The organism is Solimonas sp. K1W22B-7 (genome assembly GCF_003428335.1).
In the GTDB taxonomy this organism is placed as follows: Bacteria; Pseudomonadota; Gammaproteobacteria; order Nevskiales; family Nevskiaceae; genus Solimonas_A.
Window position 1 is genome coordinate 999,423 of record NZ_CP031704.1, and the last position, 20,300, is coordinate 1,019,722.

The 20,300-nt window shown below is 63.2% G+C and carries 1 protein-coding gene; it reads left to right on the plus strand.

The genetic code is table 11. The annotated features are described in order from the left end of the window. Positions 1-206: 206 nt before the first annotated feature. Positions 207-19,994 (plus strand): PA14 domain-containing protein, encoded by a 19,788-nt coding sequence (locus tag D0B54_RS04850; RefSeq protein WP_117289716.1) that lies wholly within the window; start codon positions 207-209, stop codon positions 19,992-19,994. Positions 19,995-20,300: the final 306 nt, after the last annotated feature.

The window sequence follows — 20,300 nt, forward strand, 5'->3', positions numbered from 1 at the left end:
GGGCTGCCGCAAGGGCAGCCCGGGATGGCTTGCCTATGCCTTCCCCCGGCATTTTTGGCCAATCGTGAAAACAAAAATTCTTTTAATATTAGTAACATAGTAAAAAACATCGATTTTCGACTAAACACTTTGCCGTTTTCTTCGGATTAGGCGGGGAGCGGGCTGGATTCACGGCCCCCAGATCCACGCAGGTTCAAAGAAAACACATGGTCGCAATCGTCGGCGGTACTGGCCTTGGGCTGTTCAATTCCTCGCTGAGCCAGCTCAACGGCTTCGGCAGCACTGGCAAGGGCCAGATCGGGCAGGGCCGGGACCAGGCCTACGTCAACGCCGCCACCGGCAACCTGGTGATCCAGGGGCAGGACGACTACCTGGCGTCGCTGGGTCTGGACCTGGCCGCGATGCGCACCTACAACAGCCTCGGGCTGATGGACGGGGGCAACAACGACGGCTGGACCCTGTTCGGCAGCCGCCGGCTGGTGGCGCCCCTGCCCGCGGCGGGCGGCACCGCCAGCGTCGTCAGGATCAACGACGACGGCCACCAGGCCACGTTCGTCAACGTCGGCACCGACCTGTGGCAGAGCACCGACGGCTCCGGCGCGCACGACACCCTGGCCCGCCAGGCCAACGGCACCTGGATCTATACCGAGGGCAGCAGCCGCGCCACCGAGACCTATGACGCCAACGGCCGGCTGGTCAACGCCAAGGATGCGGACGGCAATACCCAGACCTACGGCTACACCGGCAGCCTGCTGACCAGCGTCACCGACGCCTCCGGCCAGGTCACCACGCTGGCCTACGACGCCAACAACAACCTCACCTCGATCCAGACCAGCAGCAACGGCCAGCAGGCGATCCGCGTCCGCTACGTCTACGAGACCCAGGGCAGCCTCACCCGGCTGAACAGCGTCGAGGTGGATCTGGGGAATGCCGACGACACGGTGCGCGACAGCGACACCCAGATCTTCTTCACCAAGTACGAGTACGAGAGCAGCAGTTCCAACCGCATCACCGGCCTGGTACAGGGCCGCAAGAGCACGGTGGGCGGCGCGCTGATCGAGACTGCCCGACTCAATGTCGGCTACGTCGCCAGCGGCACCTACGCCGGTCGTGTGCAGACCCTCACCACCGTCACCGGCGGCACCGAGCCCAACCGCACGCTGACGTTCAGCTATCTCAGCGCCACCCAGACCAGCGTTACCGACACGCTGGGCTATGTCACCACCTACACCTACGACGGCCAAAGCCGCCTGACCAAGGTGGAAGCCCCGCTGGTCAGCGGCGCGAGCGCTCGCAGCACGACCCAGTACCTGTATGACGCCGACGGCAACGTCAGCCAGGTCATCACCCTTTACGAGAACGGCTCGAACCGCAGCACGAACTACACGTACAGCGGCGGCAACCTGATCAAGATCGTCGACCAGGGTGGCAACACGGTGGAGCGCAGCTACGACAGCGCCAACCAGCAGCTGACCGAGACGGTGTACCTGACGCCCGATCCGGATGGTGCCGGCGCGCTGCTGGCGTCCAACCCCGTGACCACCCGCTATGCCTACGACTCCGAGCAGCACCTGCGCTTCGAGATTTCGTCCGAGGGCAGGGTCACTGAGTATCGCTACAACACCAACGGCACGCGCGCCCAGGTACGCCGGTATAGCTCCAGCTCCTATACCGCCACGGCCTTTGCGGAAACCGACTTGGCCGCATGGGTCACGGCGCTGGCCGACAAAACCAAGCAGGAACTGACGGCTTACTACTACGATTTCCGCGGTTCCCTTGCCTCCGTCAACCGCTACCCCACCGTCGATGCAGCAGGCAACGGCGCAGGAAACCAGGCCACAACCTACTTCGTTTATGGGCGTAGCGGCGAGCTGCTGGAAACGCTGCAGCTGAATACCTCGCTGAGTTCCTTCAGCGATACGGCCGGCGGCTTGATCGGCACCCTGGCCGGATACTGGGACTACTTCAACGGCCAGTTGCGGGTCACCAACAAGAACGACGCCGCCGTCAGCCAGCCGGTGATGTCGGGCAGCACTCTTTATGCCTACACCAGTTCCACGACCTGGGCCTTCCGTGCCGAGTTCACCACCGGCGCCAGCAGCGCCGGGCGCGAAGTCGCGATCGGCATCAGCAACAACGTGGCGTCTGCCACCGACCCCGACTACCGGCGCCACCTGGCCCTGTTCGAGGGCAACCAGATCAAGGTCCTGAGCACCAGCGGCGGCAGCACCCAGAGCGCCCTGCTGGGTGCCGCCAAGGACAACACCACCTACGTCATCGAAGTGGTCACCAGCCTGGTGGGGACCGACACCGTCTCCAAGCTCTATGTCTACGAGCGTGGCAAGAGCCGCGACGAGGCTGGCGTCGCTTTCCAGGACATTCGCACCATCGCCAACGGCGTGGCCGCCGGCTGGAACAACTTCAAGTGGCACATGTACACCGCAGCCGGCCCGACCAAGAGCGGCGCCACCGGCTACATCGACAATCTCAGCATCCACACCCGCCAGACCCAGATCAACGCGGCCCAGGCCGACATCACCAGCTATCTCTACGACGGCCTGGGGCGTGTCATCTCCCTGACCGATGGCGCCGGGCGGACCACCGTTACCGACTACCAGGACGCCAGCAACACGGTCGTCATCACCGCGCAGAATGGCCTGACCAGCAGTAGTGTCTTCGACAAGGCCGGCGACCTGGTCCAGACGGTTCAGTCTGGCGCCGACATCGCCACCCAGACCACGGCCTACGACTATGACAGCAACGGTCGCCTGCGCATGGCGACCGACGCCGCGGGTGGCAGGACGCATTACCTTTATGACGAGCGCGGCTGGAAGATCGCCGAGATCAGTGCAGACAATGCCCTGACGGAGTTCACCTACAACCTTGCCGGGCAGCCGCTCAAGACCATCCGCTACGCCAACCGCGTCACCGCGGCGCTGGTCGATGGCAACGGCGAGCCGGTGGCCTTCACGCTCGCCACGACGGGTGTCAGGGTGGTGGATACGAGCAACGACCGCACCACGGAGAGGGTCTACAACCCCACCGGTCAGCTGGTCTATCTGGTTGACGGTGCTCCGACCGATGCCGAGCGTTTCGTCACCGAGATGGTCTACGACGGTGCCGGGCGCGTGGTGGCAACGATTGCCTATGACAACGTCCTGCCGGCCAGCGCCACCAGCTGGAGCGCCATCCGCGCCGACCGTCTGCTGGTCGCCAATCGTGACGACGCGGCCAATCGTGTCGGCCGCAGTTTCTACGACAAGGATGGTCTTCTGCTCGGCACGCTCGATGCCGAGGGCTATCTCGTCGAGCGCGAGTATGACGACGCTGGCCATCTGGTCAGGCAGGTAGCCTACGCGCAGCAGATTTCTGGCGTCGGCGTGACCGACACACGCGGCTTCGCCGACCTGAAGATCCTGGCGCTGGCTGCACCGGCCCTGGTGGCGGCGAAGAACCAGACCAGCTACCTGATTTACGACGGCATTGGCCGGCTCATCGGTGCGATCGACCCGCAGGGCTACTTCAGCGAGTATCTCTACGACCGCGCTGGCAACAGGAACGACGAGCGGCGCTACAGCAAGCCGGTGGTCTACGGCGCCGCCAAGACGGTGGCGGATTACCGGACGGAAGCCCGCAACCAGGCGCTGGCCACTCCGCAGATGGAAGTCCGGTTCTACTTCACTCGTGTCGTCTACTACTACGATGCCTTGAACCGGATCGTCAACGAGTACCAGTACTACTACTACATCAATGCGTCCGACGCGGACACCTACACGTTGGTGACCACCACCGTCTACGACTATCACGCCAAGTCCGGCCAGCTGGAGCGCACCACGCTGGCGGCCGACGTAACGTTCTCCGCCAGCCTACCGGAGCGGCGCAGCACCACGCGCGAGTACGACGCGGCGGGAAGGGTCCAGCGTGAACTGGGGGGCGTCGGCAGTTACCTGCTGCTGAGCCTGCCGACGACCGCTACCGTGGCCGAGCGCGAGGCGATCTGGACACAGTACGCCACGACGTACGCCTACGACACCGCCGGCCGACGCATCCGCGCCACCGACCCGAATGGCAAGACCACGCTCTACTACTACGATGGCGCTGGCCGCCTGCGCTTTGCCGTCAACGCGGCGGGTGAAGTCGCGGAGACCACCTATACCGCCTTCGGCGAGGTGGACAAGGCCACCCAGCATGCCCAGCGGATTTCTGTCAGCGGCCTGACCGGCGGAGCCGACACCGACAGCACCCTGGCAGCCCGTCTGGCGCCGCTGGACACCAACAACCGCGTCACCGACCTGGACTACAACAAGCGCGGCCTGCTGAAGAAGAAGACCGATCCGCTGGCGTTCGTGATCGATCAGACCTACAACTCTTTCGGCCAGCTTGCCACCCGGATCAGCGACGTTGGCCGCACGGGCGGCAATTTCAGCCGCCGCACCGATACCTGGTCCTATGACCATCGCGGCCAGCAGACCGGCTCCGTTGTGGACAGCACGGGCCTGGCCATCGGCGAGACCTTGGGCTACGACGCCTTCGGCCGCGTCACCTCGAAGACCGACGGACTTGGCCGGCTGTGGAAGACCGAGTACGACGGCCTGGGCCGCGTGGTCCAGACGAGCGATCCCCTGAACCAGGGCACCGTTACCACCTACGATGCCTTCAATCGCGTGCTGACCCAGGCGGACAAGCTCGGCCAGGTCACCACTTACAGCTACGATGCCGTCGGAAGGGTCATCACCGTCGTCACGCCTGAGGGCGTGAGTACGCGCAAGACCTACGACCGGCATGGGGTGCAGGTCAAGACCGAGCTGCTCAACAACGCGGTGTGGGAAACCAGCATCTACAGCTACGACCGTGATGGGCAGCTGATCCAGGTCAACGACCCCAACAATTTCATCGACAAGACCGAGTATGACGCCGGCGGCCGCGTGGCTGCCACGGTGGACAAGAACGGTATCCGTACCAGCTACACCTATGACGACGCAGGTCGCATCGCGACCCGCACGGTGGACCCGTCCAGCTACACCCCTCCGGGCAGCAGCACGCCGATCACCAAGGCCAATGCGCTCAATCTGGTAACGAGCTACGAGTACGATGCTTTCGGGCAATCCATCCGGACCACCGACGCCAGCGGCGTCGTTACCGAGACGCTGTTCGACAAGCAGGGTCAGGTCACGGCCGTCATTGCCGACGTCGCGGGTCTGAAGCTCGCAACCACCTACGCATACGTGTATTCCGCCGCCGCCGTCGGGTACAAGCTGACGGTGAAGGAAGGCATCCCGGCTTCCGGCACCAGCGGTGCATGGAACCTGACTGCCCCGCCGCTGCGCACGACCGACAGGGTGTATGACAAGGCGGGCCGCCTGATCACGGAGATCGTTGATCCCGCCGGTGGTGCGCTGCAGCTCACCACGGAATACACCTACGACAAGAACAACAATCTGGTTTCGAAGAAGGACCCGAACGGCAATATCTGGCGCTACGTCTACGACGAGCTGAATCGCAGGACGCACGACGTCGATCCGCTCGGCGGGGTGACCGAATACCGATACGACGAAGTCGGGCGGCTGACCGAGACCGTCCGTCGTGCCGACCGGGTGGACCTCGCGGGCATGCCGAGCCAGGTCACCGCCGACATGCTGCGCTACGGTGCGCGACTGTGGAACAGTGACGTATCCGTCGCCGGTGACCTGGGTATCCCCTCCGCGCAGACCGTGCTGGCGCATGACTACCTGGGGCAGCGCCTGGTGCTGACGACGCAGCCGGGCTCCGGAGCCGGTGTGGTGGCTTATGGTCCCCGCGTTCACAATCTCGCCGCTCAGGGGGGTGTGTTGTTGCGGGCCGAGCTGCTGATGGATAGCTCCACGCCGGGCAGTTACTACTTCGGCGCGGACCAGCAGGCCGGTGGTGGCCGGACACACCTTGCAGAGATCACCAACGGCCGCATCAAGATCTATCGAAACGACGGCGTCACAAACGGCCGCATAGATATGGGTGCCGCCGAATTCGGCGTGACCTACGTGGTGGAGGTGGAGGTCACTGCCGGTGGTAGCCAGCTTTATATCTACAAGAAGGGACAGCCGCGCAGCAGCGGCTTCAACGACACCCTCGTGGCAAGCTGGACCTCCGTACGCAACCGCATACAGGTGAACTCCGCGGCCTCCGCCGCAGACCAGAAAGCCTACGTCGACAACCTCTCCGAAACCCGGATGTTCAGCGACGCGTACGCGCCGGACCGGCACGAGCGCAACGTATACGACCGCGATGGCCGCCTCGCCTACCAGATCGACAGCCAGAACTACGTTACCAAGACCGAGTACGACGCTGCCGGCCGCATCACCAGGACCACGCGCTATGCCACGGCTGTAACGCTGACATCCAGCGCCGTGGTGACCACACCCGCTGACGTGGCGGCCCTGCTGCAGCCCGCGCCCCTCGACAGCCCCGATCAGGTCGACAGTTACGTCTTCGACAAGGCGGGGCGCCTCACCAAGGCGACCGACGCCAACACTTTCTACACCCAGAACGGCTACGACAGCGTCGGCCGGCTGACCTCCAGCATCGACAGGAACGGCATCCGCACCACTTATGCCTACGACGCCGCCGGTCGCCTGAAGACCCAGACCGTTGACCAGGGTGCGGGTACCAACCCGATCACGACCCAGCCATACCTCAATCTTCTGACCAGCTACGAGTACGACGTTGCCGGCAACCAGACCAAGGTGACCGACCCTCGCGGCGTGGTGACCGAGAAAATCTACGACGCCATCGGGCGTCTGACGACCCTGGTTGTCGATACGGCCGACAAGAAGAGTGCCACCCTCTACACCTACGACGGCCTCGGAAATCGAAAAACCGTTGCCGAAGGCATCCAGGCCACCGGCAGCACAGGGGCCTGGAATACCAGCGCAGCCCCACTCCGCATCACGCTGTATGCCTACGACAAGGCCGGGCGGCTGATCAGCGAGACGGTCGACTCCGGCAGTGGCACCAATCCGGCGACCGGGGTGGCGTATCTCAACCTGCTCACGCAATACGGCTATGACAAGCTCGGCAATGTCATCCGCAAGACCGACGCCACCAACAAGGTCTGGAACTACGTTTACGACGAAGTCGGCCTCAAGGCCTTCGACATCGACCCCCTGGGCGCAGTCGTCGAATACCGCTACGACAGTTGGGGCCGGCTCACCGATACCCTGAAGTACGCCGAGTACATTACGCTGCCTTCAGTGCTGACACCTGACAATGTTCGGCACGCAGCACACACCACGCTCTGGTACAACGACCTCGCGACCAATACCAGCGGGCTGGACCTGCTGACGTATGGCGGCGATGCCTTCGTGCACGAGTCTGGCCGCCTGACGCTGATCAGCCGTTCCACGACCGCGCCAACCCGCAGTGCCTTCGATCCGACGCCGCGGGCGGTCACCGCCGGCAACAAGCTCAGCATCCGCAGCTCCATCCAGATTCCGGCGGGTTCCACCGGGAATTTCATGGTGGGCGCGAAGGGCGGCAATATCCATGCTGCCAGCTTTGGCGGCGGACGCATCCTTGCGGCGCGCTATACCGGGGGTGGTTCGGTCCAGATGGTCGATCTGGGCGCGATCGAGGCCGGCGCCACGTATATCGTCGAGGTTGAGGTCACGCCGACCAGCAGTACCCTGTACATCTACAAGTCCGGGTTTGCGCGTAGCACCGGCTATAGCAACACCTTGGCGGCTACCTGGACCAGCGCCAGCCTGCAGGTCGATGTGATGTCCAGCAGTAGCGGTGTCGACCAGCTGGCGTACCTCGACATCCCCGGCGAGTCGCGCGTCATCGACGATACCTCGGCACTGCTCGTTCGCGAGCGCAGCGCTTACGACAAGGAGGGCCGCAAGGTCTTCCAGATCGATGCGACGGGTGCGGTGACACAGTACGCCTACGACGCCGGCGACCGTGTCCGGGAGACCCGCCGCTACGCCAACCCGATCAGCCCGATCAACCTGGCGTCCCTCGGGACCGCGCCAACGGCTGATGCCGTCGCGACGCTCGTGACGGCTGCCAATCCGCCGGCCACCGCGCCATCGCCGCGGGTGACCCGCTACGTCTACGATGCCGCCGGGCGCCTGGGCAGCGAGACCATCGATCCCTCCGGCGCCGCGCCGATCAAGACCGAGTACGGCTACGACAAGAACGGAAGCCTTGCGTCCAGGAAGGATGCCAACGGCAACATCTGGCGCTACGTCTACGACGGCGGCAATCGCAGAATCTACGAAATCGATCCGCGGGGGGGGCTGGTCGAATATCGCTACGACGCGACAGGCAACGCAGTGATCGCCATGCGGCATGCCGAGTCCCTGGACCTCTCCGGCATGCCGGAGCAGATGACCATGGACCTGGTCCGCTACGCGGTTGCCACACGGCTGTGGAGCAGTGCGCTGACCACGGGCACCTCTGGTCTGGACATCACCCTCAGCCAGACCGCGCTGGTACATGACGCCGCCGCGGGCCGCCTGGTATTGACCACACAGACGGTTGCATCCGATACCCATGCGATGGCGTATGGCACGCGGGACCACAACCTTGCGGCGAGTGGAAAGGTGGTGTTCCGCGGTGAAATCCTCATGGATAGCACCACGGCGGGCACCTACTACCTGGGCGCGGAGCAGACGGGCGGTACCCGTGCTCACCTGGCCAGCTTCAGTGCAGGCCGCATCAAGGCGTATCGCTACAACGGCAGCAACAGCTCGGCGGTGGATCTGGGCGCCGCCGAGTTCGGCGTGACCTACGTGGTGGAGGTGGAGGTCACCGCCAGCGGTAGCCAGCTCAACATCTACAAGAAGGGGCAGCCGCGCACCAGCGGCTGGACCGACGCGCTCACCGCAACCTGGACCACGGCGCGGACGCGGGTACAGACGACGTCCACGTCCACGAGCGCCGGCCAGCGCGCCTACGTCGACAATCTCGCCGAGTATGTTCCCTCGGTGCAGAACATCGCCGACCGCATGGCGCGCAAGGCCTACGACGGCGCCGGCCGCGAGGTCTACAGCATCGACGAGCTGGGCTACGTCACCGAATCCCGCTACCGCGCCGACGGCCTGCTGAAGGAGACCCGGCGCTATACCGCGCCCATCGGCCTGCCGACTCCCGGGTCCCTGCTGACCATGGCTGCAGTGACCACCGCCCTGGCCACCGCCCAGAACGCCGCGCCCGACGTCACCGTCTATGACTACGACGGCGCCGGCCGCCTGAACAAGGTCACCGACCCCAATGCCTTCATCACCCTCAACAGCTACGACAAGGAAGGCCGCCTCACCTCGACCACCGACCGTGCCGGCGTTCGTACCGACTTCACCTACGACGCCAACGGCAATCAGCTGAGCCGCATCGTCGATGCCGGCTCCGGCACCTCGTCCGTCACCGGCCAGGCCTATCTCAACAAGACCACCCGCTACGAGTACGACGCGTTCGGCAACCAGTACCGCGAGATCGATTCGCTGAACGTCGTTACTGAGCGGGTCTTCGATGGCGAAGGCCGCGTCCTGGCCCAGATCGCCGACACCGCGGGCAAGAAGATCGCCACGGTCTACACCTATACCGCCTACGGCGAACGGCGCACTGCCAGCGAGGGCCTGCTGGCCACGCTGACCAATGGCAGCTGGACCTACTCCGGCGTGCCGCGCTATACCGAATATGTCTACGACGTGGCAGGGCGGCTCGGCAGCGAGACCGTGGACCCCCTGGGTAGCCTGCAGATCAAGACCGAGTACGCCTACGACAAGGCCGGCAACCTCGTTTCCAGGAAGGACGCCAATCTCAAGGTCTGGAGCTACGTCTACGACGAGGCTGGCCGCAAGACCCATGACATCGACCCGGAAGGTGGCCTCACCGAGTACCGCTACGGCAGCTTCGGGCAGCTTTCGGAAACCCTGCGCTATGCCGAGCGCAGCCTCGTCCCGCCGCCGACCACGGCGGATGCCGCCCGGCGCGCGGCCATCGCCGCAGCGTTGCTGTCCAACAACCTGGACAGCAACAGCAACGGGCTCAGCCTGACCAATGCCAACGGCGTCATCGTCCGCCAGAATGGCCGGCTCGAGCTGACCAGCAGCACCACAGCGGGAGGTGCCGTGGATGGTGCCACGGCGCGCAGCATCGTCGGTACCGAGAATCTCGCAATCCGCGGCACGATGCGGGTTCTTGCCAACGGAACGGGCGCTTTCATGCTGGGCGCACTGGGCAACAACGCGCATTCCGCCTCGTTCTCCAACGGCCGCATCTTTGCCTATCGCAGGGTCGGCAGCGATCCGGCCCAGTTCGTGGACCTGGGCGCTCTTGAAGCCGGGGCGACCTACGTGGTGGAAGTGGAGGTGGGTGTCGGCGGGAGCCGTCTGTACGTCTACAAGAGCGGCGAACCGCGCAGCAGCGGCTACACCGACGACATGGCGGCCAACTGGACCAGCGCCAAGCTGCGTGCGGAGACCCTGGCCTCGTCGGGTGCCCTGGGTGAAAAGGCCTACATCGACGACATCAGCGAGACCCGCATCGTCAGCGATCTCTCGCCCCTGAACAGCCGCGAGCGCTACGCTTACGACCAGGCCGGTCGCCAGGTCTACAGGGTCGACGCCATGGGCTACGTCACCGAATCGCGCTACGACGGCGCCGGCCGCGTGGTCGAGACTCAAAGCTTTTCGCGGCCGGTAAGTCTGGACGTCGCTGGCGGTCCGCTGACGCCCGCGTCCGTCGCGGCCGCCGTCACGGCCGCCCATACCCCCGCCCAGCTGCAGGAACGCCGCGTCACCAGCCAGGTCTACGATGCCGGCGGGCGGCTGGCTTACCAGATCGACGCGCTGAACCAGATCACCGAGTTCCGCTACGACAAGGAAGGCCGCATGATCGACACGCTGCGCTACGCGCAGCCGATCGACATCACCGGCCTGCCGGACGTGATGACGCCGGACCAGGTGCGCTACGCGCTGGTCACCGCGATCCGCAGCAGCGATTTCGCCAGCGGCAACGGCGCTCTCACCCTGAGCGGCACCGGCATCGTCCAGTCGGCCGGCCAGATGGTCATGACCGCCGCCGCCGGTGCCGCCGTCAGTTCCGCGGACGGGCCGGTCAACAACATCTCGGCCGCCGACCGCCTGATCATCGGCGGCGAGCTGACCGTGACCAGCCCCACCGGAACTGGTTTCTTCCAGTTCGGCGCCCTGGGCAACGGCGGCAGGTATCACCTGGCCATGGTGACCGGGAACACGCTCAGCGTGCGGACCTACGCCGGTTCCGGATCTGTCGTGGAAACCGTGCTCGGCACTGTCGAACTCGGTGTGGCCTACGAGGTGGAGGTGGACATCACCGCCACCGCCAGCCGCATCAACATCTACAAGAAGGGCTACCCCCGCAGCAGCGGCTTCAGCCATGTCTTCACCGGCACCTGGACCACCGCGGCCGCCAGGCTGCTGCTCACCCCGGTTGCCGGCAGCGTGGGCGAGAGGGCTTACTTCGACAACATGGCCGAGTACCGCGCGCTGGCCGACACCAACGTGGAAGCGCGTCGCACGCGCATGGTCTACGACGGTGCCGGCCGCAAGGTCTACGACATCGACGCCGTCGGCTACGTGACACAGACGCGTTACGACGTCGCGGGCCGCGTCAGCGAAACCATCCGGCATGGCACCGCGCTCAACCACGCCAGCCTGGCCGCCGCGCCCAGGGCGCTGGATATCGCCAACCTGCTGCCGTCCGTGGCGACCGGGTCCCAGGACTTCTCCGTCGATACTGCCGGCCTGACGCTGACGCCGGGCACCGGCGCCCTGGACCTGGTCGATGGCCGTCTGCGGATGACGGTGAACTCCAGCGCCGGCACGGGCCCCACGGTGTACGGTCAGTACACCACGGCCCCCGCGGCCAACACGGCAGCCCGGATTTATCGGGCCGAAGTCCAGACCACCACGTTCAGCGCCTCCACGGGGTTCTATGCGGGCATCTCGAACGACTCCAGCGTCAGCGCCTCCCGTGCGCTGTATGCCAGGTTCCTCAACGGCAAGGTCTATGCAGTCTCGACCGGAGCCACCTACGAGGATGTCGAGCTGGGAGCCGTGAGCGCGAACACGGTCTATGTCGTCGAGACCGCAGTGACCGCCACGGGTGCCACGATCTGGGTGTACAAGAAGGGCGAGTCGCGCTCCGCGGGCTACAGCTTCACGCAGACCGCCAATTGGGACAAGGCGCGCATGGGCGTGCTTTCGACGGGCACGTCCAACCCCCCGGCGGCCATTACCTACATCGACAACCTGTCCGAAGGCCTCGACGTAGGCCAGCGCACGCAGTATGTCTACGACAGCCTCGGCAACGTCATATCCACCACCGATGCCGAAGGCGGCATCGAGCGCTACGAGTACAACGAACTCGGCAACCGCACCAAGCTGATCAACAAGAAGGGCGATGCCTGGGACTATGGCTATGACGCAGCCGGGCGCCTGACCAGGGAGTACGCCCCGGAAACCACCGTCAGCACCCGCAAGACCGACCAGCAGGGCCTCAGAGTCACCTACTACGACAATAGCGACTTCACTGGCCCTGCGGTCACCGCCGACTGGATCGGCCCGGTCGATTTCAACTGGGCGGGTTCGCCCATCGCTGGCATCGGCGCCGACAGCTTCAGTGCGCGCATGAGCGGTGAAATACAGGTGGATGCAACCGGTGACTACACCTTCTACGCCGCCTCTGATGTCGGCTACCGCCTGTACATCGACGGCAAGCTGGTCGTCGGCGAGTGGAACGAGCAGGGTTGGGCGCTGGACACGGCCTGGCAGACGATCAACCTGTCGGCTGGCCGTCACCGCATCGTCCTGGAGTACTTCGACGTCGCGGGTGGTGCACGGTTGGTCCTCTCCTGGAAGGGGCCTGGGATGGCCGATCCGCTGAACATCCCCGCCAGCAAATTCTTCCGGTCCCGCCTGGAAGATGTCAGCACGCGCGTCACCACCCAGATCGACTACGACAAGCTCGGCAACGTCATCGCCCGCACCGAGGCTTTCGGCTCCGCCGAGCAGCGCAAGACCGAGTTCAAGTACGATGCCCTGGGGCGGCAGATTCGTACGGTTCATCCCAACGTAGGCGTCTCCAACACCGGCGGCGGCGTCTATGGCCGCAACGAGACCGTCTCGGCCTTGCAGACTCAGGTCTTCCATGACGCGCTGGGTCGCGCCGTGGCCAGCCGTGACCAGGCAGGAAACTACAGCTACAAGGTCTACGACCTGCTCGGCCGCGTCATCCGCGAGATCGACGAAGAGCGCTATGTCACCGAGTATGAGTACGACGCCTTTGGTGCCGCGACGCGCAACACCCGGTACAGCCGCCCGATCGACGAGGAAATTCCAGACGTAACCTTGACCTCTTTGAGGGGGCGGGAGCTGGCGGCTGATCCGCTCGCCGCGGACTCCGATGCCCAGAGGAATGCAGTGCTGGCCGCGCAGGTCTGGGCTGCGAGCCTGGCCCTGGCGGGCGGGCAGGCCACGGGCCTGGTGGCGACCTACTATTCCAACAGCGACTTCTCGGGGGCGCAGTACCAGCGTATCGAGTCCGGCCTCTACTTCGGGGTGCCCGACGAGCCGATCAGCGGCATGGGCACGGATGGCTTCTCCGCGATCTGGGAAGGCAGTTGGGAGGTCACGCAGGCAGGCGTGCACGAGTTCGCCATTACCTCGAACGATGGGGTCCGGCTCTACATCGACGGCGTGCTGATGCTCTCCTCTGCGGCCACGCTGAGCATCTCGCTGGCCACGGGCAGGCACCAGTTCCGCCTCGAGTTCACGCACCAGACGCTCAATGCGACGCCCTCGCTGTCGGTGACCCTGAAGACGCCGGGTGACATCGCCAGGCCGTTCACCAGCACGTTCGTGACCGGCCTGACCCCCGCGGCGAGCCGTACGATCACCACGGAGTACGACAAGCTCGGTCGCAAGACTCGCACGGTCCAGCCGCAGACCGAGTACTACAACGTCAACACCGATACCGTCGCCCGGGCGGCGCCGACCACCGAGTATGGCTACAACCGCTTCGACGATCTGACCAGCCAGCGTTCCAGCCGCAACGGTCCCGCCGACTGGGTGACCACGTATTTCGGCTACGACAAGAACGGCAACCAGGTCCACCAGGTAGACCCGATGGGGTACTACACCAAGCAGGACTTCGACGCCTACGGGCGGGTCACGCGCCGCCAGGAATACGCCAATGCCCTGACGACCGTGCCGACCTCGTTGCCGGACTTCGCCAGCTTCACCCCGCCAGCGGCATTGGACCCCTCGGCCAACAACGCCAAGGGCTACGACCGCATCACCCGCTACGTCTACGACCGGCTGGATCGGCAGACCGAGCAATGGCTGGTCCGCCCGCGGACCAGCATCTTCAGCACCGTCTCCGCGCCGCCCGATACCTATGCGGACGTGAGGCAAAGCCGAGTCGGCTATGACGTGCTTGGCAACGTCGTGCTCTCTACCGACGCCACTGGCGCCACCACGACCAATGAGTACGACAAGCTGGGCCGCCTGGTGCGGACGCTGCTGCCGTATCGCTCCAACGCGGCGCTCTCCGGCGTGGTCTCGTTCCACACCCCGGTGATCGAGTATGACTACGATTCCCTGGGCAACCGCGTGCTCGAGACCCGCCGCGCCAACGACACGGGCACCGATTCCATCAACGACCAGGTCGCCGAGTGGCGCCACGACGCGCTCGGTCGCGTGATCGAGTCCGTCGACGCCAACGGCTTCAGCGAGTACTCCAGCTACAACGCCTATGGTGCGCTGACCAAGAACTGGAACTGGCAAACCGATGTGCTGGGCGGTACCAGCTTCTCGCAGCGGACCGATGCCAGCACCTACGATCGTCTGGGCCGCGAGAAAGCGACCAGCTATCAGCTCGATGGCAGCCTCCGCAGTATCAAGATGCAGTACAACGCCTTCGGCGAGATGGTCTCCAAGGGCGTGGAAGACGGCTACGAGGAGTACTACATTTACGACGGTGCCGGGCGCGTCCGGCAAAGCAACTCCGAAGGCGGTGCAATCGGGGTTTATCGCTATGACCTGCTGGGCCAGGTGGTGCGCACCGAAGTGCCCGTACCGGGAAGCGGCACGCCGACCCAGGTGACCGAGTATCAACGCGATGCTCTCGGCCGCGTCACGCTGCGGACCGATCCTTCGCTGATCCTGGACTACAACGCAGCCGGCGCCACGGTGACTCCCACCATGGCCCAGACCTTCGATCGCTGGGGCAATGCCCTGACGGTCACGGACGCGCGCAGCTACACCACCGAGTACCGCTACAACCACCTCGACAAGGTCATCTACGAGAAGTTGCCGGCGGTCAACGTCATCCTGTCCGGCACCACCGTCACCAACAACTACACCCCCGAAACCTACGTCTACTACGACCCGGCCGGTCGCCAGATCGCCGTGAAGGACGCCCGCGGCAACGTCAGCGCCACGTCCTACGACAAGGCAGGGCAGATAGTCGCCGAGTACGATGCCTATGGTTTCGCCAAGCGCCACTGGTACGACGCCTTTGGTAACGAGATCGTCAGCCAGGATGCCAACGGCAATCTGCTGGAGTCCAACTATGACCGCCTGAACCAGGTGCGCAAGCTTGAGGTAAAAGGACCTTCCAGCAACCCGCTGGCGGTGCCCTTCTACGACCTGTACGACTACGACGAGTCCGGCAACCGCATCAAAAACACCAATGCGGCGGGTGAGGTCACGCGAGATCGCTTCGATGCCCGCGGCCAGATCGTGAAGCACATGACGCCGCTGAGCTATGCCCTGGGGGACGCCAGCTTCTCCACCGACTACCAGTACGACACCTTAGGCAACAAGACACTGGAGACTGACGCCAACCAGAACGGCAAGGCCTGGACTTACAACTATTTCGGCAAGGTGCTCAACCACACCGATCTCTCTGGCGGCCTCGTCACCTACAGTTACGATGGCCAGATGCGCCTGTCGACGCAGTTCGTTACGCGCAATCAATTTCCCACCTCAGTCAGCACCACCATCAGCTATAGCTACTACCAGAACGGCTGGTTGAAGCAGATCGACGATACCGGCGGCGGAAGCGTTGAGCGCTTCCAGTACGACATTGCCGGCAACCGCACCTGGGAATATGCGTCCACCCTGGACCCTCGACCCTCCACGCCCACATGGCAGACCCGTACCACCAACCTGCAGTACGACAGCCAGAATCGCGTCGTTTATACCGACGCCAACGTGCTGCTGGACGTCAATGAACCCCAGACCGATCTGGTGCAGAACACCATCTACGACGCGGTGGGTAACCGGATCAAGATCGGCACCACAGTGATCAAGCGTTCGTACGAGACCAACTCTCGCGACAACTGGTTCGTCTACGACAACAGCAACCGCATGCTCCTGGCCGAGGGCGACGGCTCCACGGGTGTCATCAAGGTCACCACGAACCAGGGCACCCAGCTGGCCTACGACGCTGCCGGAAACCGGAAGACGGCGTATCAGTATCGTGGCAACAACAAGTGGCACTACTACGAATACAAGTATGACGCCGCCAATCGCCTTGCCGAAACCTGGTACGGGAAGCTCAACAGTGGCGCCGTTCCGGCGTCGAACCTGACCGCAAAGGCCGACTCCAGGCAGTATGACGGAGCGGGTCGCATGACCCGGTATACCGAGTATGCGGTCTTCTTCGAAACCGGAGGTATGGTCAAGGTATTCGACGGTGCGCAGCCGACCGCCGAAGCGCCGTTGATCGAGTACTCGTATCGGCAGATGTCGTACAACGCCAACGGCTGGCAGATTCAGCAGGAGACCTGGAAGGAGCACCAGCAGGAAACGTATTTCGACCCCGAGGCCTGGGTCAGCCACTACGAACTGATAGGCAAGACGAAAGACTCCGTGGTGGCGTATGGTGCAAACACCACGGGCGACGCCTACAACATGGCGCTTGCCACCAATGCCAATCAGCAGGGCTGGTACGACAAGGAGGGCAACGTCCTCCGTTACGAGACGCATGCCCCGGGCGTGACTGCCACCAGGTACGTCTATGATCCTTACCTCAGGTTCGATTCCTACAAGGAGTCGGTGATCAAGCGCTGGAAGGGCACTACCCTGAAGGGTACGATCACCAACACCTATAACAACGACGGCAACTTGACCAAGCTCGTCGACGACTATGGCGCTACGCGTACCTACCAGGTCCTGTCGGATGGCCGCATCGTCCACCGCAAGGATGCCAGCGACAAGTACCAATACTACTTTTTTGGCAACGGTCAGCTCCTGGCATCCGGCGGTACGCTGCTGGGCCCCACCTACGAGTACAACTACCAGCCGATCTCCGAGTACTACCCCGCGTCAGCGCCCAGCCAGTACATCGCCACGCAGGACGGCGAAAGCCTGGAGAGCATCGCCGCGGCCGTGTGGGGCGACGCCAGCCTCTGGTACCTGATCGCCGACGCCAACGGCCTGAGCAGCAGTGCCGAGGTGGTCGAGGGCATGGCCCTGGAGATCCCGAACCGGGTCACCAACGTCCACAACAACGACAAGACCTTCAAGCCCTACAACCCGGGCGAGGCCATCGGCAGCCTGCAGCCGACGCCCAAGCCGCCGAAGAAGAAGTGTGGGGGGTTGTTGGCCGCGATCGTGGTGATCGTTGCGGTGGTGGTGTCGATCTGGTGTCCGATTGCGCTGGGCCTGGTGACTGAGGGAATGGGTTTTTGGGCCGCCGCGGCCGCAGGCGCAGTTGGCGCTGCAGCTGGCAGCGTGGCGAGTCAGTTGACCGCGATGGCGGTTGGGCTGCAGGACAGCTTCTCGTGGAGTGCGGTTGGCCGCGCGGCAGTGGTCGGCGGGTTGACTGCTGGTTTGACGAAGGGGCTCGGCGGTCCGCTGCTGAGCAATGTCCCGCAGGGCGGTATCGGCCCATTGAGCTATGCCGGCATGGCTCGGGGCGCGCTGAACAGCGTCGTCGGCCAGGGCGTCAGCATCGCGCTCAAGCAACAGGACAAGTTCAGCTGGTCCAGCCTGGCCGCGAGCGTCGTCATGTCAGGCGTGGGCGGCAAGCTCAACGACAAGCTCGGGATCAACAGCGAAAACATTCCTAATGCCTTCGTCCGGGACTTCGTTGGCGGTACCGTGTCAGGCCTTGTCAGCAGGAGCGTACAGGTTACCTTGGCAGGAAAGGGCAAGATCGATGTGTTGAACATCGCGGCGGATGCCTTCGGCAACGTCTTGGGCAACGCCCTTGGGGAGAAAACGCAAGATTGGCGGAACCAAGCGCAAGTAGATGCACTCAGCGCCGACGATCGTGCGGCGTACGATTCCATGGCGGAGGAGGGCTATTCGCATCGGGACGCGATGAAGTTCGTCCAGGGCGAAATTGTGGTTTCCACACCGGCAACCGAGGGTCGCGCACCGGCACTTGAGGTGGAAGTAGAGACTCTAGGCCCGTCTGCGGCAGGAGCGTCTGGACAAAATTTTGGGCCTGCCACCAGTTCTGCTGAGAAAGTCCCTCAGCCACGGGCCTACACGGTCAAAAACGGCGACACGCTGTCCGCCGTGAGCGGCTTCTCAGACCCTGATCTACTGATGAAACTGGCTATCGCCAATGGAATGGATAGTCCGCACCAGTTACGTGCTGGCAAGACTATCAATCTGCTGAGCGCCGAAGAGCTGGCGGGCATCGAAGTACCGGACGCGTATCGCGAGGCGGATAGCAGCACGAGGGTCGCAATAGCCAAAGCCTGGCAGGACGCCAAGCTTGCCAAAGCTGCTGCGGATATGAGGTCTGACCCCATTTCTCCCATTCCGCAATCCCGGCAGGATCTCGTGGCCAAGGAAAGGCTACGAATGGGGCAGGAACACCGTGAAAAAGTTGAAGCAGAAATTCAAGAATATCGTGGCGAAGATGCTGATTACGAATATATCCCAGCCTCCAGCCATGCAGGAGCCAATAGATTCTTCGGCTTGTTTGCAGGGGCGGAAAAATTTGTTCTCGATGGAATTTTCACTTTTCCTTATGAAGTGCCAAACGCCGCTACTCAAGCCTTGTTGCACATTGGTGATAGACACACTTTCAACACGGGAATATGGGAAGACGGCTATAGCCGATACGGGGAGGGGGCGGCTAACTTTGTGAATTTCGTTACCTCTTCGTACGACGAACACGTTGCTGCCGCATCGAATTATTTTGAGAAGCTTGACTATCTATGGGATGCCGATCCTATCGGATGGGGTATCAGCGCGGGATATTCATTTGCAGGGGTGGCATCGGCGCCTTTCGGCGGCGTGGCGATCAAGCGTGGGTTGGTAAGTGCAGGACAGGATGGAGTTCGTTTGTTAGATGGGATGCTCTCTAGAAAGACGGATGAAATCTTTGGAGGGACAAGCTTCTCTATTGATACCATTGGAAACGGGCCAAGGGCGGCGTTGGCAACCAAAATGGGGGCTGACCCCATTTTTTCTGCGGGTGCTGCTGACTCTTTCCAGTATCAGCTTCTAAAGGCCGATTTACATGCCGCCGAGCTACAGCGTCCGCATCCACTGATGGGTACCACCCCTCCGGGTGCGCTGGGTCCTGTTACTGTCGTAGCCGAAAGCAGTGTTGGGGGAAGGAGATTCACCGATGTCAACCCCGCGGCGCGTTCGCAACCACTGCTGGAAGATGGTCAGAGTTTGGTTAGAGACTTGGTTGATACAAGAAATCCCAACGCATATATAGGCGATATGCACGCTGAAGTTGGAAATATCCATCAGGCTGCCCGGGTGGGCGTTACACAAGGGCAGGATATGTATATGACAGTGCGGACGTCTGGTACCAAACTGCCCGGAGTATGTGATTATTGCTTGGATTCCATGAAGCAAGCGGTGACCGCAGCCGAATTGAAGTCGCTCACTGTTTATGACATTGATGCCATTACTAGCGAGGGCTTTGGAGCTGTGCGCACGTGGCGGCGCATGGAGGATGGCACGGTCCGCTACACAGAAGGTAAGCTGCACTGAGGTCAACCAAGAACCGATATGGCTCGAAATAAATTGCTGTTACTGACATCTGTACGGGAAGATGACAGAGCCCATATGGAGAATCCCGTTTGGCGGAATGTTGTGTCAGAGATTGAAAAAACCTTCGAGCACGGAGGGAGAACCAGGCTTGCGTTATGCGAAAAGGAGGATCCTGCGGACACTACATATACAGTGTTGGACTACATCAGCTTGGTTGCCATCCCCGCCAAGTGCCGAATTATTGTCCTTCCAGTGCAAAAGCCGGGCGAGAAAGGATCTACCTTGCGCGCTTGGTGGGAGCCAGGG